The sequence below is a fragment of the Sphingobacterium puteale genome, from assembly GCF_050986225.1.
Lineage (GTDB): Bacteria > Bacteroidota > Bacteroidia > Sphingobacteriales > Sphingobacteriaceae > Sphingobacterium > Sphingobacterium puteale.
This window is the reverse complement of record NZ_CP158959.1, coordinates 5,913,393-5,933,011: the sequence shown is the minus strand read 5'-3', so window position 1 is coordinate 5,933,011 and position 19,619 is coordinate 5,913,393. Positions and strand designations below refer to the sequence as shown.

Here is a 19,619-nt window from a genome sequence, read left to right as displayed (position 1 = left end):
ATGGCGTTTTTTTCAATTATCATTCCGACATTTAATAGTGCAAACACGATTTTAGATTGTATTAAAAGTGTTTTAGATCAAACTTTTGATGATTTTGAAATTCTTATTCAAGATGGATGTTCCACAGATAATACTTCAGAGATTGTGAAGAATTTCTCAGATGATAGGGTCGTGTTTTATTCAGAACGGGATGCTGGGGTCTATGATGCGATGAACAAAGCTATTTTGCGTGCTAGAGGAGAATGGTTTTATTTTTTGGGAAGTGATGACATCTTGTGCTCTAATTTGGTGCTTAAGCAAGTCTATGACATGTTGAAGTTAACAGATTCCAATATTGTTTATGGCGATGTAAATATCGTTGGTAATAATAGTCATTATAAGCTTAATGATAGAGGCCTGTATAGGGGTGAAACTTCCATTAATGAACTGTTCGATGAAAATATTTGCCATCAGGCTATATTTTATAATTCTACTATTTTTTTTGAGGACCATCGCTTTTATGATCTAAAATATCCCATTTTAGCAGATTATATGTTTAATCTATCATTGGCCGCTAGACAAAAATTTTTATATATTCCGCTAACTATCGCCAACTATAATGTCGGAGGAATAAGTTCTAATATTTCTGATACACACTTTGCTGAGGATAAATGGGAAAAAATAGTAACATACTTCGGAACTTCATTGGCCAAAAGAGAATTTTATCAACGAAAATCTTTGATCAGAATCACTGGTAGATCTTTTTTAAAAAAGAAAGAATTCCGATATGCGTTTAAGGCTTTTTTTATATATCTTCTCTTGAAATTGAGAGTGAAATAAAAAAATTACATCTAGTCTATATAACAAGATGCAATTTTTTATTAGTAATACATCATTATTCAGATTTAAAATTTTCTTTAAATGCTTCTAAATAAGCAGTGCCAAATTTTAAATCTGGCTCCAAATGATTACCTTCAGCCCATTCATTCCAAGCGTTTATAAAGAATAATTTTTCATCGTCTTTAAAATTTTCATTAGTGAATTGGGTTGCCTGCTTTACCCATTGACCGAATTTTTCAGGAGTTGATTGATGATATATAAGAGCATTTTGTTCACGCCTAGCGGAATTATCCCAACTAGGAGTTACACAACTAAATCGTTTATAATTACTTTTTGGTTTAGCGATTGATCTGTCTACTAGATCATTATATTTAGTAATGGTATTTGTGAAATGGTTGTTTTTTTTGATGCCAGACTTATGCATGAATTTCTTGAGTTTATAACTAAAGAAGTTTTCCTTTATGAGTTGTTTTTTATGGAGATTGAAGTCCGGAGCAAAATCCATAGCTGCATCAAAACCATATATTGATGGATCTACGTCGCGTAAGATATTTTCTACGCGTATTAAATATAGATCAGGGAAACCAGCTTTTTTGACCTCTCTTCTCCATATTTCAGTTGCTTCTTTGATATTAGGATACAACTCAGTCCTATATATTAATAGAACAGGACGATTTTCTATTTTTATATACCTAGGATCCTTGAAGAACTTGATTAAATAAAGGATATGATTCAAATCATCCTCTGAATTGTAGGTTTGTTTTATTAGAACCAACTCATCGTGTCCGTCCCATCTTCTTGTCCAATTCTCATTAGCCCAACATAAACAAAACGGCATTTCTATTTTTTTGGAAGACAGCATATTCTCTAATGGTTTTTCCATTAGTAATTTTCCATTAAACCAATAATGGTAATAGCAAAACCCAAAAATGCCATATTTTTTTGCTAGCTCTGATTGAGCTATTAATGTGTCCTCGAGCCTTAAATCATAGAATCCTAAATCTCGGGGTAGATGAGGCTGATAGTGACCTTTAAATTTAGGGGTAGACTTTGTTACGTTGGTCCATTCTGTAAATCCTTTGCCCCACCACTCATCGTTTTCAGGGAAAGGATGAAATTGGGGTAAATAAATCGCTATCGGCTTAATCATTCATTTTAATTTTAATATTCCAAAAATAGGAAATACGATTGTAATCTACTCTAAAAAAATATATTCATAGTCTTAGCTGTTTTTAGGTGACATTATAAAAGCGCTGGTTACATGCACAAATCAAAAGCATATTTCCAAATTTTGTGTATTTTTGAATAAAAATTTATCTTGAATAATAAATATATAAGAAAAAAGATTTTACTTCTGGCACCGGATAGCTTTGATTTATACAAATTAATTGTTGAAAATTTAAAGCATTTGGAATACGATGTAGTACACATACAAGATCGAGGATATCCCTTTTCTTATGGCTCTTTTGGACAGCGGGTTTTAAATGTAATTAGAAAACTAATTTTTAGAGATAAATCTTATAAAGGCAAATTACAACATAAATTGAATCGAGAGAGACAACTTGATGGGATTGAAACACACGAAAGATTTGAATTTTGTTTAGTTCTTAGAGCGGACTTTTTTGATAAGGATATTATAAAATGTATTCGTCAAAAAACTGATCTAATGCTTAGTTTTCATTTCGACGGCATAGGGCGTGATCCGGTCATATTAGATTACATATCCTATTTTGATCAGTTTTATGTTTTTGATGAAAAGGATGTCAATAAATTTCCTGATTATCATTTTATATATTCACCTAATTTTTATTTCGATTTCCCATTTAGATTTGATTCTTTACTTGATTCAGAGAGATATAATATCTATTATGTGAGTACATTTCATGAAAGTAGAGTTGAATATTTGATTCTCATATACAAGTTCCTTAAAACCCGGTTTAAATCCGTAAAGTTTATAGTTGTTTATAACAAGCATAAATTTAAGTCAATTCCAGACGATGTGAAGGAAAATATGGAACTAACAACTAGGGCTATTTCGTTTCAGGAACAATTGAGGTATGTTTCATCTGCGGATTTAATTGTCGACTTGGTTCTTTCTGAACATAATGGATATTCATTCAGAATTTTAGAGGGCATGAGGTTTGCTAAAAAAGTAATTACAACAAATACTTCAGTTCGGAATGCGGATTTTTACCATCCTAATAATTATTTTGTAATAGATAGCCTCACGGATTTAGAGTTAATGGGATTTGATGAATTTTTGAAAAAACCATATTCTCCTCCAAACAGTGATATTTTGAAAAAGTATTCTTTCACGAATTGGCTCAATACTAAATTAAGCATTAATGAAACCTATATTAATGACAAATAAAAGTTTAGTGAGTATTATAATACCCGTTTATAATAATCAATCTTCTGTAGTGGAAACGGTTGAGTCTGTAATTGCGCAGGACTATGAAAATCTGGAAATTATCATAGTAAATGATGGTTCAACAGACAATAGTCAAGAGGTTTTAGAGAAATTATCAAATCAATATCAAAACATTCAGGTATATAGCAAGGAGAATGAAGGTGTTTCGGCGACAAGAAATTATGGATTTAAGCGTTCCCAGGGTAAATATGTTGTTTTTTTAGATGCGGATGATCTTCTAGCTAAAACATTTATATCTGAATGTGCTCGAATGATGGATGAGAATAATACATTAAGTGTTGTTTATACTCAAGTTCAATTTTTTGAAAGACAATCAGGTATATTCAATTTACCAAAATTAGATTTCCAACGTTTGTTATCTGGCAATTGTTTGGCTGTTACAGCAATGATTAGGGCTGAAATGTTTGAAAGCGTAGGAATGTTTGATGAAAAATTAAATTATGTAGAAGATTGGGAATTTTGGATACGACTATTACATATCTACCCTTATTTCCGTAAAATCGAAAAACCTCTTTTTTTGTATCGTAGAAGAAATTCTCTGGACTCAGTAACTGATTTAAATGAAAAGAACAATTCGTTTATTGATGCATCGCTATATCTCTATAGGAAACACTATAATCTGTATAAAAATCATGGGCTAACTATCGATGTACTTTTAGAGAAAGTAAACGAAGCTGCATTATATAAAAGAAAGTATTATAATACATGGTATAGAAGGCTCTTTTATTTTTTTAAAAAGTGCCTTAAGAAGAAATAAAAAATTTGTGCTATATCTTCTCAACATCTTCCGGATAAATAACAATATATGGAATCTGTAAAAAAAAGTATTATTCTTGGAATGCCAAGAACGTTTAGTATTTATAAAGTTCTGATAAATCGGCTAGAAGAGCTTGGATTTGGCGTGATTGATATTAGCTATGATGATGATTATTTTAAATATCGAAATATCTGGGATAGGCTTTCGAATTTATATCACAAAACGATTTTGAAGGATAAAGGATACAAGAACAGATTAAAGTTTAAAGCATTAGGCTCTGAGGTTGTAAGACGTTTGCAATCAATAGAAAATAAAGCAGATTATTGTATGCTGATCCGAGCTGACATTTATCCTCAAGAGATTATTGAGCAAATCAAATTGAAGGCAAATAAAATGATCGCTTATCAATGGGATGGTGTTGAAAGATACCCAGCGATAAAGAGATTGGTAGATTTGTTCGATCGCTTTTATGTATTTGATAGTAAAGATGCTAGTCAAGAAGATAAAGGGTTCGTCTCAACGACTAATTTTTATTTTGGGCATTTGAATAGAAGTGACATAAAACCCAAATCATCTTCTTTCTTTTTTCTGGGAACCTTTATGAAAATTAGATGGCCACAAATCAAAGAGGCAATCCAATTTATTGTTCAAAATAAAGGTATCCCTAATTTCTACTTGTATTCAGGGGATAGAAATTTGAGCGGAGAGTATATTTTAGATGGTATTACTTTTATTAATAAACCGATGACATATCAGGAAAATATCAAATTGGCTCTGAAAAGCGAGATATTCGTTGATTTTTTAGTGGATGTTCATAGTGGCTTGTCTTTTCGAGTTTTTGAAGCAATTGGTTATGGTAGAAAATTAATTACCAATAATAAGGAGGTAATGAACTATGACTTCTATCATCCACATAATATTTATGTCCTGAATAATGAAGAGCGTACTTTAAATGAATTTCTCAACGTACCTTATAGCCCTATTAATCCCGAGATATTGAGCAAGTATAATTTTGACAACTGGATTTATCGAATTTTAGAAAATTGATCTAGCATATTAATTGGAGATATTCAACGGAGGACATACAATTTTTGGATAATCATGTGTTGAAGAAATTCCAAAAACATGATTCACCCAATGATTAAGTGAGTATTTTTGATATAGACTTTTGGGTATCTTTTGATATGAAATATTGAAGAAATGATCTTCGATATTGGAAAGATCGTAGTTGATGATTAAAAAATTCTGTGAATTATAAAAATCATATGTTTGTATGGAAACATTATCTGTAATAATCTTTTTCTCAAAAGCCATTGCTTCAAAAATGCGGAAGCTTAAGCCTTCTTGTCCATCGCGCATTAAGTCAATGATAACTTTAGACTTTTTATATTCCTCCAGAACAATTTTTCCATCCAACGGCTTGTCTTTAAATTCAATCAATTTATAACCAGAGGGTTTGAGTATAAAATTACGTAATTTTTCTTTCCATACCTGTTTCCCCACGACGATAATTTTGCTTTTTATTTTCATTGTAGCGAGGCGAGATGCTAATTTACGAAGCAATTTAATACGTCGTTTGTCGTAGGATGTTATATAAAATAAGTCGTTTTCAATCGTATCGCATTGAAGGGGTTGATCAGAAAGATAGTTATAATTTGTAATTTTCTCAAAGCCATATTTTTTTACGTCTTTGTCTTCAAAAGAATATATCTTATCAAACAGATCCAATTTGTCTTCTACAGGAAAACGTTCTAGATTGTCATATAGGTAGGAAATTAAGTGCGGGGTGTATGATTTGATCTTCTTAATCGTTTTGTAATCCAGCGTGTGGGGATTCAATACAAGTATTTTATCCTGCGGCCCTAATTTTGCCAATGTTTCAAGTACATACTGCTGACGTTTGACATGCTTAATGTTTCTGTTGAGAAAAATTTTGCTGATCGCATTGAAAGCCCGTTCACCGAAACTTTTGTACCGATAAGATCCCATATTAATATGAGAGGCATCAATACCCTTTTCTTGTAACTTCTTTACAATATGGTGGTCGTAATTCCAGTAATCAAAGCTTATAATACAAATCTTCATTTTTTTTCTTCTCTTTTCAACGACATAAATGTTTCATGTACGCTGAGACTCTGTAAGTAGCAAAGTTGATATCCTCGTCGCCCATCAAGAATTCCTAATTTCAAAAAGTATGCCTTAAAAAATTTAAAAGATACTTTGGCCAGGTGACTCAATAGCGAATATCGCTTGTTCTTAGCATAGAGCTCCTTGCCTTTAAGCTCTCCATAATGAACCATTTTTTCTTTATAAGACGCATAATCAGCAAAAGAATAATGCCATATTTTATTTTTTAAACTACCGATCGTCCCATTGACAATTAATGTCTCGTGGACCTTCTTTTTAGTGTCATAGGTCGCCTTACTCTTTTTGAACAGACGGAAATTTTTGTCGTTTTGTGTTCCTGAAAAGTTTATCCGTTCACCACAAAAGAAAAAGAGACGATACATGTAATACGCATCCTTTGCTTGCGGATCATTTACCGTTGACAATATTTCAGTTTGACTGGCCGCAGATAAACGTTCATCAGCGTCCAAAAATAAAATCCAGTCATTATTCGCATAAGTCAGTGCTAAATTCCGCTGCTTGGTGAAGTCCTCAAATTTATTTTGATAAATCTTTACTTTTGGGTGCAATCGAGCTCGTTCCAATGTCTGATCTGTGCTGAATGAATCCAGAAGAATAATCTCATCTGCAAACTCCATACTCTGAAGAACCTCGTCTATATTGTCTTCCTCGTTGTATGTAATAATTAAAGCGCTTATTTTTTGACTCAATGTTATGATATAATTGAAAATTGGACCATATATATTATAACGTAGTAGATCATTATATCGTTACAATATTTTTAAAAAAATGACATTAGATTTTCTGAACTAAGACATCTACTTTTTAAGGTTTTTATATTTTGTGACAAATATATTACATATTTTCTGTAATAAGATATAAAAAATAGTTTGTTGTATATCTTACAGTTTTTATTAAATAAAACAGAATTTTAGCTTACTAAATATATGAAAAAAGAGTGTTTTTAAGGATATATCTTTATTTTTGCAGTTGGACGATTTCAAGATGCTTTTTGTCGTTCCGTTGCTATTTATTTCCATTATTTTAACTTTTTAATTCAGGTGGCGATTCCAAAGGTTATATATCAAACTTTTAAAACAAATAAGATCCCTTTATTAACCAAATTTTATATTTGGCGGTTCCTGAAACGGAATAAGGGCTATCGGCGAGAGTTCTTTGATGATACGCAAATTGATCATCTTATTAGAGAACATTTTGATCAGCGTACTTATGACGCCTTCGCCCGTTTGCAAATTGGTGCCGCCAAAGCAGATTTTTTTAGATATGCCGTTTTATACGTTCACGGGGGGATTTATTTGGATCTGGACAGTGATATTATCGGTCGCTTGGATGATGTTATCAAACCGGATGATAGGGCGATAATAGCACATGAGAACAACAGAAGTCTCTACGCACAATGGGCCTTGATCTATGATAAAGGCCATCCCTTTTTAAAAAAAACCATTGAATTGATCGTTAGAAACATCGAGGAGGACCGGTATCTCCATGATGTGCATCAGATGACGGGACCCACAGTTTATACTGAAGCAATTAATATGGTATTGGAAGAAGACCCCAAAGTGTCATTTCGTCGAATAATAGATGATTATCGGGGATTGTTGAAATTCAAATATAAATTAAGCAAGATTTTAATTTATGGGGATCGGTCATTGCATTGGAAGAAAATGCAACTGAAGACCCCTGTTATCAAACCCAAAGACAAATAGTGGAGACTTTGCTCGATATATTCTTATTTATGCCATGAATTTAAATTATAAGAAGCTTTTTTTTAAGAATAAAAATGTAAAATTCTTCTATTATCTGGAAGTGTTGTGCAGAGGGGTAATACCAAAGACTTTTCTTAGGAGAAAGGCGCGGAAAATATTGACAACGGATTGGGGAAATCGATCCGAATGGTTGGACTTTCGCGTCAACTATTATAATAAATTGACACCAGGGCGAACGTTGTCAAACGATGCCATACGCATTAAGGATTACCGCATTCCGAAAAGAATCAGAGTTTACTATTTTGATAGTAAACAGTATCTGAATTATTTTAACCAAGAACTGAAATTTCAGATTTTGCCGGGCGACATCATCAATATTCCATCAAATCCGACCCTTGTAAAAAGTAGACCTATTGTTGGAGATAATGCGAATGCCGTGCTGCTAAATCTAGATAAGAGCCGACATTTTAATTTTATTGAAGATCATATCCCACTTTGCGAAAAGAAAGACATCCTGGTGGGGAGAAGCATGTTCGCTCAAAAACATCGCCACATATTTTTTGAAAAATATCATGACCATCCATTATGTGATCTAAAAAAGGCATTTAAAACTTCGGACCCCGATTATCTTTCCATCACAGAGCATCTTTCCTATAAATTTATATTGGCTTTGGAAGGGAACGATGTAGCGACAAATTTGAAATGGATTATGTCCTCTAATTCCATCGCTGTAATGCCAATGCCGAAATATGAAACTTGGTTTATGGAAGGTACACTGATACCTGATCATCACTTTATTTGTATTAAAGAAGACTATTCAGATTTAGAGGCCAAGCTTTTTTATTTTATTGAGCATGTGGATAAAGCCGAAGCAATCGTAAAAAATGCGCATGAGTATGTGAGGCTTTTTATGGATCAACACGAGGAAGATGCCATCTCACTCCGGGTATTGAAAAAATATTTTATTTCGACGGGTCAGGACCCTTTACATTTATAGGGCCGAATAAATCGCAGACATCCGCTGTGCGACACGGTCATCATTGAATTTTTGTACAAACTCTAAACCTTTTTTGCTCATTTCCTTACGCTTGCCCGTATCTTGAAGTAGCGATTTAATCGCATCATGTATCTGGGATATGTCCATAGGATCTACATAACAGGATGAAGGTCCACCTGCCTCCGGAAATACGCCCATTTTACTTGTAATAACCGGTGTTCCCGAATAGAGTGCCTCTATAATGGGAATGCCAAAGCCTTCATAAATAGATGGATAGATAAATATGGTCGCTGCGGCATATAAAATTGCCAATTCTTCCATTTCAAGGCCCTGGAAGAAATATACCTTGTTTTCCATCTTATTCTGCTCGATATATTCGATGACTTCTTGGTGGTACCGTGTCGGTTTACCAACAACAACCAACGGAATAGCGAGGTCCTTGATCGCTTTTATTACTGGTAAGATATTTTTTCGGGCTTCAATTGTCCCCACATTAAGCAAGAATTCTTGTGGTAAACCAAGCTTTTCTTTGATTGTCCTTTTCTGTTCTTCGGATTTGACCGTTTTAAAGGATTCATGGCATCCTTGATAGACAACGTCAATTTTATTTTCAGGTATGTGAAATAAATCAATGATGTCATTTTTTGTACACTCGCTTATGGCAATGATACGGTCGGCAGCTGTGCAGGCGTGTCTGAATTTCTTTTTGTAAATCCAGCGATCGATGGGATGATAGAGCTCCGGATGCCGCATGAAAATTAGATCATGGATTGTTACGATAGACTTAATAGCTGCTTTGGCAAGACCTGAAGGAATTTCTCCTGATAACCCATGAAAGATGTCTATGTTGTCTTTCTTAAGATCATGAACAATACGTCTGCGTCGCCACAGATTGGGCCATCTTGTATTAATAAATCCTTCTGGCAGGCGGGTTGTCTTTTCGAGGTTTGGATTTTTAATATCGTAATTCCCAGTTTTTGTAGTGTACTTGATGTATTCGTTTTCCGGGACATATTTTTCCAGGATACGAACGAGATCACGGCTGTAATTGCCCAGACCGGTTTTGTTCAAAAAAAAGCGCTTTGCATCAAATCCTATCCTCATCTTATCGCTGTTATTTTTTCGATCACCATTTCTGGTGTAATTAAATCAATTGCTTCTGTGCCATCACAATCGCAAGGTTTATTGCCATATACGGAACTTGGTCGGTTGGGGTGCTCCACTTGAACACAGTCCTCAGCTTGCTGCCCATAACCCGTAAATCCTGCGTATGGATGTGTTGCTCCCCACAGCGATAAGCATCTTACCCCCATCAGAGAAGCCATGTGCAAACCCGAGGAATCCATGCTGATCATCAGATCCAGATTTGATATGATATCCAGCTCTTCTCTCAACGTAAATTTTCCAATGGTATTGTAAGTGTTCGGAAAACTTTCGGTCCAGTTTTGTGTGATTTGAAACTCTTCCTGACCACCTCCGAAGAGCAATACATCATATCCATGATGTGTCAGATGGTCTATGATCTGCCCCATCTTTGCCAGTGAAAAAATTTTATATCGGTGTTGCGCAAAAGCTGCGATACCAATTTTTTTTCGTTCGAAATTGCCAAACATACTAAATGCCGCTTTGGGGACGTCTTGCAGATCAGAATTCAATTTGTGACTTAGTTCAAAGTGGAAACCTAAAGCGCGGAATACATCCGCATAGCGCTCCACGGTTAACTTTAGCTGCCGCTTAACCTTATCTTCTCTGCGTGTCAGCGCCTTCTTTTCAGGGCGTCCTTTGTTCAGTTGTTTGACATTCAGGCCTGTAAGTGAAAATAAAACATCGAGCACGCGCGAGCGTAAATTGAAGTGCAGATCTGCTACAGCATCCGCACCATACTGTGCCAGTTCTTTTTTTAGCCTTACTAGGCCCCCAAAGCCTTTATGGACTGTCTTTGGTTCAAAGGGATGGAACTTAACATTCTTTATGCCGTCAAAAAATGGGGCAAAAAACTGACGGCTCACCATGATAATCTCTACAGCTGGGTACCGCTGACAAAATTCTTTCAATACAGAAGCTACCATGGCGACATCGCCCATGGCCGAAAATCGGGTTACTATGATTCGCTGCGGCAGGGGCATGTCCTTATTTTCCGGATGTATAAAGTACAGGGTTCAGCTCGGGGTCGTTATACATTTTCATCTGTTTATAAACTTTCATGTATTTTTCGCCCAACTCAATAGCTGTCAATAATTCGTCGATACTTTGTGAAAGATCCTTACGTTGCTCCAATAAGATATTCAATTTGTCCTGACAGGCAGAAATATGCGTTTCTGTGGCATCTGAACGGAGCGTTTCCTGCTCCATATGATAGATTTTTAAAGCGAGGATGGACAATCTATCGATAGCCCATGCCGGACTTTCTGTGTTGATCTTTGCTGAAGGCAATGCGTCGATGCCCTGGTATTTCTGTAAAAAGTAGCTATCTATATATTCTACCGTATCCGTGCGGTATTGGTTAGACTCATCGATGCGTCGTTTCCAATATAATCCGTCCTTGGGATCAATGGCAGGATTACGTACAACATCTTCCATGTGCCATTGTACGGTGTCAATCCAGCACTTTAAGTACAGGAGATGTTCTAGGGATTGTTTGTCATACGGATTCTGGATTGGATGATCAATCTGATCGTATACGTGGTAATCCTGGATAGCACGTTGAAAAATGGGATTTGCTATTGCACTAATCATGGTACAAATATAAAATATATTATGGAGTTATCCTTAACTTCAAGCCCTGTATAAACACAGTAAAATCTGGGGTAGATCACACCATTGAAGAAAGGAAATATTTTTTAAAAAATAGAAAGCAATACGTCAGGGAATAGTCCAAGCAAGATCACCAAAAGGGTACACAACAAGCCAATACCGAGAAGCAAAGGGTTGGATTTGTGTACATACTGACCTAGACCATCTTTTAAGAATGCGTTCAATGGAATCTTAAAGTAATAAAATAGAGAAATCACCGAGGTTAGGGCGCCCACGATTAATAAAGCAAGCAAACCAAAGGATTGAAAGTTTTGATATTGTTCAAATACCTTTGAAAATATCAGTAGCTTACCGACAAATCCAGCGGTTGGAGGCAAACCGATCAAGGCGATTAGGATTAAAGAAAAAGCGGTGAACAATACGGGAGATTGCTTACCCAATCCTTTGTAAGAATCAATTGAAGTATTGCCCAAGCTGACTTCCAAACTATCAATAAAAATAAAGACAGCGATATTCATCAGGGTATAAATTGATAAATAGAATAGTAAAACATTTGACTCATTATTTTGATAGACCAATACGGCCATCAGCAATATACCCGTATGACCGATAGCAGAATAGGCCATCATCCGCTTGGCATCCTGTTGGCGTAAGGCTGCCAGATTACCGATCAGCATGGTTGCGATGGCAATAATGATGATCGCGTAAGCCAAAAAATCGCTGAAATAAAAGGATACAGCAAGCCAGGCCGCGAGTAGCTTGGACAGAAGTACGACAACAGCAATTTTAGGTACCGTCGCCAGGTAAGTGGTGATCACTGTCGGGGCACCCTGGTAAACATCGGGGCTCCAAACGTGAAAAGGAAAGAAACTCAGTTTAAAGCCAATACCGGTCAGCAGAAACAGGAGGGCAATACTGATCATGAGTTTCGGCGCTTCCACCAAACCCGCGATATGACTTGGCGCATCAAAATTTAAGTTTCCCGTGAAACCGTATAGCAAGGATACGCCATAGAGCATAACGGCTGCACAGGTCGACCCAAAGAGTACATATTTCATCGCTGCTTCGGACTGTGCTTTATTGGATGAAAAATAACCGACCATAATGTAAGAACTGATTGATACGGTTTCTACTGCGATGAAAATCATTAGCCAATTGCTCGACATGGTCAAAAGATTCAGTCCTAAGGTCGCCGTCAGGAGTACGGCGTACAAATCTCCTAAAGGGCGGTCGTGCTGATGACGCTGTTGAATAAAGATGGCAATCAGCAATGTCGACAGCAAGATGATCATTCGTGCGGATGTTGCAAATGTATCAATGTGAATCATGTCGAAGAATCCAACCATATCCACGTGACTGAGCCCCTGTCCAACTAGGTAGCAGCCACTCAGCAGTAATCCAGCTATTGTAATCGTGAAAGATGCCTTGTCCCAATATTTATCAACGAAAAGACTGGCGATAATAGTACCTATAAAAGTAATGATCAACGTTAATTCCGGTTTGAAATAGGGAATACTAACAATAATTTGATCAATAAATGAACTGATATATGGACTGAATGCGAGCATGCTGGATTAAATAAATTGTTGGATAAAGCTGACCAGATTCAATACACTTGCATTGAGGTTGCTGAATACCAAGGATGGCATAATACCCAATAAAAGAGCAAGAGCCAAGGTCGGAAATAGAATCAGTTGTTCACGGCTGTTTACGTCAGTTAGTTCATTGACCCACGATTCACCACCTTTCAGCCTGATCTCTCCAAAAAACATCCGTTGCAGTGTCCATAGCAGATAAGCCGCACTCAAGAGAATACCGATAGAACCTGCTAAGGCCATCCAACGGGGGAGCCCTGTACCTACACTAGCTGCGTTGAAGGAACCGATGATAACAAATGCCTCACCGATAAATGCGGAGAATCCGGGTAGCCCCAATGAGGCAAAGAAAGCAACAGCAATATAGCCAGTATACTTGGGCATAAGCTGAGCTAAACCTCGGAAACTATAAATGTTGCGATCATGTACACGGTCATAAACCACACCGACAAGAAAGAAAAGTGCCGCCGATAGAAAACCATGGGAAATCATTTGGAACATCGCCCCAGAAATCCCTTCAGCTGTCAATGAGGCTATACCAAGCAATACAAAGCCCATATGGGATACCGATGAATAGGCGATCATCCGCTTTAAATCTTTTTGAGCTAAGGCATTTAATGCCCCGTAGATAATGGAGATGACGCCGATCAGTCCTAGCCACCAATTGGATAGCGCGGCCATGTCGGGGAAGATACTATAGCAAATACGGATAATGCCATAGCCGCCTATTTTCAATAAGATACCTGCTAAGATAATGGATACCGGTGTCGGCGCTTCGACGTGTGCGTCAGGTAACCAGGTGTGCAACGGTACGATGGGCACTTTGATCGCAAAAGCGAAAAAGAGCACCACAAAGCCAACTAATCTGGCGGAAATACCCAATATTTCCTGATAGCCATCCCAGGCAAATATGGAATCCCCTAAATAATTCTGTGGATTCATCATGTAGATCATATTGAAGGTATGTGCCCCAGTTTCGGGATTGACAACCGAAAAATATAAACCGACAATGATCAATAGCATAAATACCGAACCAAAGAGCGTATAGAGAAAGAATTTTATGGCCGCATATTCACGACGTGCGCCGCCCCATATACCGATTAGGAAATAGAGCGGTAAAAGCATGACTTCATAGAACAAATAAAATAAAAAGAAGTCCAATGCGCAGAATATACCCATTACAGCCATATTGAGTACCATAAGTAGGGCGAAATAACCTTTGGGGCTCTTTTGTATGTTCCAGGAGGCACCGATTGCCATCAGCATGACAAAAGCGCTGAGCAGTAATAATGGCATGGAAATACCGTCTATCCCGATCAGGTAATCGATCTCTAATTTTCCGATAGAACCCAAGTCCAGGCGAATCCAGGGAAGTTGTTCGACAAATTGGTATCCCGCCAGATCTTGTACGCCGGTTTTGTTGGCATCAAAATGTGCATAGCATATACCAGCAAGTACAAATTGCACAGCCGTGAATGCCAAGGCAATATATTTGTAACTCGATTTGTATCGTGTCGGTAGGGCGAGGATAAACGCCGTCGCCAGAAGCGGTAAAAATATCAGTAAGGATAAAATAGGCATTTCCTAGAAAAATATAAGATAAATTAAACCAAGTAAAACGAATAGAAAAACGGAATACAGTGCAGTCTGTAATTTGCCGTTCTGTACCAGGCGCACCTGATTGCCGGTCCAGTAGGCAACAGAAGCAACAGCATTGACAATACCGTCTACAATATATTTGTCTATCCACACGCTCAATCTGGAGAGGGATAGGACGATAAACTGAATAAAAGCAACTAGTGAATCCACAATGTAACGGTCAAACCAATAACAGAACCGAGCTATTTTCAGTGTACCGTCAACAAATACCCATTGATAAAGTTCATTGATATAGCCTTGGTTGAACGCCGCTTTCAACGCCAGACTATCGCTGTTAAGTGAATATTTATGTTGTACGTACCATTTCCAGCCTATTATCCAACTGATGACCGAACCGATCAATAAGATCAATGGAATAATCAAGTGAGCGCTGTGGCTAGGTGCAAACGTATATTCATCCAATAATAAACCATCCATCAACCAGGAATCATGATAAGATACTGGGTTGAGAGAAAATAACGGAAATAGACAGCAGAGCCCCAATAGCATCATCGGAATCAACATGGTTTTGGAAGCCTCATGCAAAGGGTCACCTTGTAGTTTGTCCTGAACCTGATCCAGGATTCGAAGTTCACCTAAAAAAGCCTTAAAGATTAAGCGGCCAATGTAGAAGGCGGTCAATATACTGACGATGATGAGACTTACCGGTATAATGAGGTAAAAATCACCTTTCGATAAAGCCCATTCAAAGGAAGAGATGATGATACTATCTTTGGAAAGATAGCCTGATGTCAAAGGAAATCCTGCAAGTGCCAATGAAGCAATGCTCATCAGGATAAAGGTTTTGGGCATATACTTTTTCAGTCCACCCATATTCCGCAGGTCCTGCGGATCGAAATCAAGTTGGCTGTGTGCTTTGAGGTGTGCCATCTCATGGATAATAGCTCCCGCGGAAAGGAACAAGAGACATTTAAAGAAGGCGTGTGTGACCAAATGGAATAGTGCGGCATCCCAGGTTCCAATACCGATTCCGACCATCATAAAGCCCAATTGTGAGATGGTTGAAAAGGCCAGGATGCGCTTAATGTCGTATTGACCTAATGCAAAACAGGCTGCGGCTGCGGCGGTGATTGTACCGATGATAGCGATAAATATCAATGCACTTTCATTGAATAACGGAAATACGGTGGCCAGCAAAAATACACCTGCAGCGACCATGGTAGCTGCATGGATCAACGAAGATACCGATGTTGGCCCTTCCATGGCATCTGGCAGCCATATATGTAACGGAAACTGAGCTGATTTAGCCATAGCCGCAAAGAAAAATGCCAGTCCTGCTATTGTAAGCCAAACCTGGTCCATGCTGTTGACAGGAGAGACCCATTGCCCATTGGTGACAGCAGACTGATAGATCAATCCCGTTTCACCAAAAAGGTCAACTAGATTGAGCGTCTTAAATTGCGTAAATATGATTGCTAAACCAACCAGAAAACCGAGGTCTCCGATGCGGTTTACGATAAATGCTTTCTTGTTGGCCTGAACAGCCGTTTCGCGTGTAAACCAGAAACCAATGAGGAGGTAGGAGGCAAAACCGACCAATTCCCAGAAGATATACATGAGCAACAGGCTATCCATCACCACTAGTCCCAGCATAGCAAAACAGAAGAGACTAAGATACATCCAGTAACGATGGATGCCCGGGTCTCCTTTCATATAGGCTCTCGAATAGATATGTACGGGAAGGGCGACTGTGGGAACCAGCAACAGCATAAGTGCGCTCAGGTTGTTCAATAGGATGCCTACCTTAAAAGTTGAAGCACCAATGGTGAACCAGTTGATCTCAGCGGATGCGATCGGATGATTCCAGATGGCCAGCCAAGTGATTCCACCGGATATAAAACTACATACGATGCCGATCAGGGAGATGGTTCCTGACTGATCACGCTTGCCAGCCATCGCTTGGTATAAAAAGGCAATAAATGGTGCGGCTACTGCAATCAGCGCGGTGTATATGGGTGATATGTGGGCAACTGGATCCAATTCTTACTTATCTTTTAATTCTTTTATTTCATCCGGATTAATGGTTTTATAGTGTCTATAGACATTCAGGACCAATGCTAATCCGACCGCAACTGCAGCAGCAGCAAGGACAATGGCGAATAAGGCAAAAATCTGTCCGCCATAACTGACTTTATCGTATTTGCCAAAAGCTACAAAGTTTAGGATAGCTGCATTAATCATCAGTTCGATACCTACTAAGATCATAATGGCATTTTTCTTTGAAAGCACGGTATAAAGGCCAATACAGAATATGCAGGCACTAACAACCAAAAAATGTGTTAGTGTGATCATCTATTGCGCTCCTTTCTGGATAAATGTGAGGCTCCGATCAGTGCCATCATCAAAAAAACCGATATGACTTCAAATGGCAATACATAGAAGGTCATAAACCGTAATCCGATTTGTTGAATATTATTATCTGTTGGAATAATCTCCGTATTATTTTCTTTGGCTTGTTGGATCCAGGTAGGAATGGACTGGTGCCATTCTGTAATACCAAAGATCATAAGTATTAGAAAACCTATTGCCAATACAACTGCTTGCCACCTGGGCATGCTCAAAAATGAACCACTGCTGTCCTGAAGATCTTTCAATAGTTCTTTGTTGGAAAGCATAAAGGCAAACAGCATAAGGATCAGCACACCGCCTACATAAACCATGATCTGTGTGATGGCTACAAAATCTGCTAAGGCAAAGAGATAGAGACCCGCCATCGCAAAGAGAACGATGAAAAATAAAAATAGGGCGCGGGCTATATTTTTAAGATTAACCAATAAAAGTGCAGATCCGATTGCCAGTACAGCGAAGGCATAAAATAAAATAATTTCCATGTTCTTATTTTTGCTTTGCTGCCTCCTTTTCAGCTTGAAATTGCGTCCATTCGGCTTTGCGCTGAGCAACCTGTTCGTCGGTCATGTCCGAAAATCCGTAGATCAGATCGGTCAGTTTTTGCGAGCTGCGATCATATTCGTTGGTCATGACAATACATTCGGTAGGGCAGACAACGGTGCATAGGCCACAATACATACATTTGGCCATGTCAATATTGAATTTGGCTGGATATAACCGTTTTACACTACCGTCTGAAGTTTTTCCGATCGCTTCCGGCGATTTGATCGCCTCAATTTCAATGCAATCTACAGGGCATGCTTTGGCACAGAGATCACATACGATACAATCGTCAATATCCACCTGCAATTGATAGCGGGCAACTTCAGGAATAGGCATTTTTTCGGCCGGGTATTGCACCGTAACGATGCCCTCCTGTCGGTCAAAGTAATTATCATTTTTGATATTCAATTCCTGACGCGAACGTCGGGCGCCAAACAAGTGCTTCACAGTCAAAGATAGTCCTTTGATTGCTGTACGAAATGCGTGGGAAGCCGTTTTAAATATCATATCTTATGCTATAATTAAAATTCTCCAAATGGCTGAAATGGCCATGCAAACAAAGGCTAACGGAGTCAATACCTTCCAGCATAAGCTCATCAATTGATCTGCACGTAATCGGGGTAAGGTCCACCGGATCCACATTTGTACTCCGACGATAAATAACGATTTGGTCAAGGTCCAAAAGATTCCCCAGGCAAGGCCTGTTGTCCAGTCTGCCAATCGTACTGCGCCGATATTAGGGAGCGGTGTATTCCATCCACCCAGAAACAGGACTACACCCAACATCGCTACCAAAAACATCATGGCATATTCGGCCAGGAAGATAAAGGCAAACTGTATCCCGCCATATTCCGTATGGAAACCACCGACCAATTCAGATTCCGCTTCGGGAATATCGAATGGCGCCCGGTTACATTCGGCAAGCGTTGCGATAAAGAATATGATATAGGTTACTATTAGGTGGGGGGCCTGAAAAATATTCCAGGCGAAAATTCCGCCAATCTCATTAACTTCCCAAAAACCTAAAAATTTGATACTTCCGTTGGTCAGAATGCCCTGACCGATTGCGATTTCGTTGAGATTTAAGGTCTGTGTTAACATCACGACGGTAATCAGGGAGAGCCCGACGGGTATTTCATAAGAAACCATTTGGGCGATGGCACGCATAGATCCGAGCAGTGAATATTTATTGTTTGATCCCCAGCCAGCCATTAGGATTCCCAAGGCATCAATGGAGATGATCGCCATAATAAAGAATAGCCCCGTATGTGTATTCGCCGGAATAAAATCTTTGGCCCAGGGAATGACCGAAAAACCTGTGAAAACAGCCACAAAAATAATAATCGGGGCAATTCTAAAGAGAATTGTGTCGGCTAATGTCGGTGTTATTAATTCTTTTTGAAGTAATTTGAGAATATCGGCTATGGTCTGAAGGCTGCCATATTTTCCGGTTTCCATTGGCCCGAGACGATCTTGGACAAATCCCGCAATCTTACGTTCGGCATATACTGCAAATAAGGTAAATGCTGCTATAAAGGTGAAAATAGCAATGGGAACCAAGATATGTAGTATTGTATCTATCAAGTCTTATTTATAATGATTTTTAATAAGCGACCAATGAATACGCAAACTTAACGAAAAACAGGGAATTTCGATAGGGAAAAATTAAAATATACTTAACAAGTAGATTATCGTGACATATTAGAGAGGTTAGTATTTAGATTTGAGTATTTAGATTTTGGATATGTAAGCTGCTAACTGAGGATGTTGTCAGAAAAATAATAGACTTTATGTTTACATAACGTGCTATCACATAGTGTTTTTTTGGAAAAGCTGCTGTAACAGTATTTCCATAAAAAAA

19 protein-coding genes are annotated in these 19,619 nt (G+C 38.0%); 6 read left to right on the top strand and 13 right to left on the bottom strand.

What is annotated here, in order from left to right; genetic code table 11:
* Positions 1–819 carry a glycosyltransferase family 2 protein gene (locus tag ABTV71_RS24885; protein WP_433901432.1) on the top strand — a complete coding sequence of 273 codons (819 nt, stop codon included), beginning with the start codon at positions 1–3 and terminating at the stop codon, positions 817–819.
* A 55-nt stretch (positions 820–874) separates the two neighbouring features.
* On the opposite strand, the gene ABTV71_RS24880 is transcribed toward ABTV71_RS24885, so the two are convergent.
* Positions 875–1,969 carry a glycosyltransferase WbsX family protein gene (locus ABTV71_RS24880; protein ID WP_433901431.1) on the bottom strand — a complete coding sequence of 365 codons (1,095 nt, stop codon included), beginning with the start codon at positions 1,967–1,969 and terminating at the stop codon, positions 875–877.
* A 168-nt stretch (positions 1,970–2,137) separates the two neighbouring features.
* On the opposite strand from ABTV71_RS24880, the gene ABTV71_RS24875 reads away from it, so the two are divergent.
* Genes ABTV71_RS24875 through ABTV71_RS24865 form a run of 3 tightly spaced genes read left to right on the top strand, consistent with a single transcriptional unit; the run spans position 2,138 to position 5,054 of the window.
* On the top strand, positions 2,138–3,190 hold the full coding sequence (locus ABTV71_RS24875; RefSeq protein WP_433901430.1) for a hypothetical protein: 1,053 nt from the start codon (positions 2,138–2,140) through the stop codon (positions 3,188–3,190).
* A complete protein-coding gene (locus tag ABTV71_RS24870; protein ID WP_433901429.1) occupies positions 3,165–4,007 on the top strand; it encodes a glycosyltransferase family 2 protein in 843 nt (280 codons plus the stop codon). Before ABTV71_RS24875 ends, ABTV71_RS24870 begins: the two co-directional genes overlap by 26 nt.
* A gap of 48 nt (positions 4,008–4,055) precedes the next feature.
* On the top strand, positions 4,056–5,054 hold the full coding sequence (locus ABTV71_RS24865) for a hypothetical protein (RefSeq protein ID WP_433901428.1): 999 nt from the start codon (positions 4,056–4,058) through the stop codon (positions 5,052–5,054).
* A gap of 9 nt (positions 5,055–5,063) precedes the next feature.
* Here the strand turns inward: ABTV71_RS24865 and ABTV71_RS24860 are convergent, their stop codons facing one another.
* Positions 5,064–6,092 carry a hypothetical protein gene (locus ABTV71_RS24860; protein ID WP_121120497.1) on the bottom strand — a complete coding sequence of 343 codons (1,029 nt, stop codon included), beginning with the start codon at positions 6,090–6,092 and terminating at the stop codon, positions 5,064–5,066.
* Complete coding sequence (locus tag ABTV71_RS24855; protein WP_220700000.1) at positions 6,089–6,844, bottom strand: glycosyltransferase family 2 protein; 756 nt, start codon at positions 6,842–6,844, stop codon at positions 6,089–6,091. Before ABTV71_RS24855 ends, ABTV71_RS24860 begins: the two co-directional genes overlap by 4 nt.
* 351 nt (positions 6,845–7,195) lie before the next feature.
* Here ABTV71_RS24855 and ABTV71_RS24850 point away from each other — a divergent pair, with 351 nt between their 5' ends.
* A complete protein-coding gene (locus ABTV71_RS24850) occupies positions 7,196–7,861 on the top strand; it encodes a glycosyltransferase family 32 protein (protein ID WP_121120495.1) in 666 nt (221 codons plus the stop codon).
* A gap of 34 nt (positions 7,862–7,895) precedes the next feature.
* Positions 7,896–8,858: a glycosyl transferase family 90 gene (locus ABTV71_RS24845; protein ID WP_433901427.1), complete on the top strand. Its 963-nt coding sequence runs from the start codon at positions 7,896–7,898 to the stop codon at positions 8,856–8,858.
* Here the strand turns inward: ABTV71_RS24845 and ABTV71_RS24840 are convergent.
* The 10 genes from ABTV71_RS24840 to nuoH form a co-directional block, all read right to left on the bottom strand.
* Positions 8,853–9,962 (bottom strand): glycosyltransferase family 4 protein, encoded by a 1,110-nt coding sequence (locus ABTV71_RS24840; RefSeq protein ID WP_433901426.1) that lies wholly within the window; start codon positions 9,960–9,962, stop codon positions 8,853–8,855. The two genes, ABTV71_RS24845 and ABTV71_RS24840, sit on opposite strands and share 6 nt — an antisense overlap.
* Positions 9,959–10,984: a glycosyltransferase family 9 protein gene (locus tag ABTV71_RS24835; protein WP_433901425.1), complete on the bottom strand. Its 1,026-nt coding sequence runs from the start codon at positions 10,982–10,984 to the stop codon at positions 9,959–9,961. Before ABTV71_RS24835 ends, ABTV71_RS24840 begins: the two co-directional genes overlap by 4 nt.
* Positions 10,985–10,988: 4 nt before the next feature.
* Entirely contained in the window at positions 10,989–11,594 is a 606-nt protein-coding gene (locus ABTV71_RS24830; RefSeq protein ID WP_433901424.1) for a DUF4254 domain-containing protein, read from the bottom strand.
* Between the two features lie 104 nt (positions 11,595–11,698).
* Positions 11,699–13,180 carry an NADH-quinone oxidoreductase subunit N gene (locus ABTV71_RS24825; protein ID WP_433901423.1) on the bottom strand — a complete coding sequence of 494 codons (1,482 nt, stop codon included), beginning with the start codon at positions 13,178–13,180 and terminating at the stop codon, positions 11,699–11,701.
* Between the two features lie 6 nt (positions 13,181–13,186).
* Positions 13,187–14,788, bottom strand: coding sequence for a complex I subunit 4 family protein (locus tag ABTV71_RS24820; RefSeq protein WP_433901422.1), 1,602 nt, complete (start codon positions 14,786–14,788; stop codon positions 13,187–13,189).
* A gap of 3 nt (positions 14,789–14,791) precedes the next feature.
* A complete protein-coding gene (locus ABTV71_RS24815; RefSeq protein WP_433901421.1) occupies positions 14,792–16,846 on the bottom strand; it encodes an NADH-quinone oxidoreductase subunit 5 family protein in 2,055 nt (684 codons plus the stop codon).
* 3 nt (positions 16,847–16,849) lie between these two features.
* Complete coding sequence (gene nuoK, locus ABTV71_RS24810) at positions 16,850–17,158, bottom strand: NADH-quinone oxidoreductase subunit NuoK (protein WP_108635057.1); 309 nt, start codon at positions 17,156–17,158, stop codon at positions 16,850–16,852.
* Entirely contained in the window at positions 17,155–17,697 is a 543-nt protein-coding gene (locus ABTV71_RS24805) for an NADH-quinone oxidoreductase subunit J family protein (RefSeq protein ID WP_121120487.1), read from the bottom strand. Before ABTV71_RS24805 ends, nuoK begins: the two co-directional genes overlap by 4 nt.
* Positions 17,698–17,701: 4 nt before the next feature.
* The gene (locus tag ABTV71_RS24800; protein WP_120260076.1) at positions 17,702–18,265 is read right to left on the bottom strand and encodes a NuoI/complex I 23 kDa subunit family protein; all 564 of its coding nucleotides are present in this window, start codon (positions 18,263–18,265) and stop codon (positions 17,702–17,704) included.
* A gap of 3 nt (positions 18,266–18,268) precedes the next feature.
* Positions 18,269–19,342 carry an NADH-quinone oxidoreductase subunit NuoH gene (gene nuoH / locus ABTV71_RS24795; RefSeq protein WP_433901420.1) on the bottom strand — a complete coding sequence of 358 codons (1,074 nt, stop codon included), beginning with the start codon at positions 19,340–19,342 and terminating at the stop codon, positions 18,269–18,271.
* Positions 19,343–19,619: the final 277 nt, after the last annotated feature.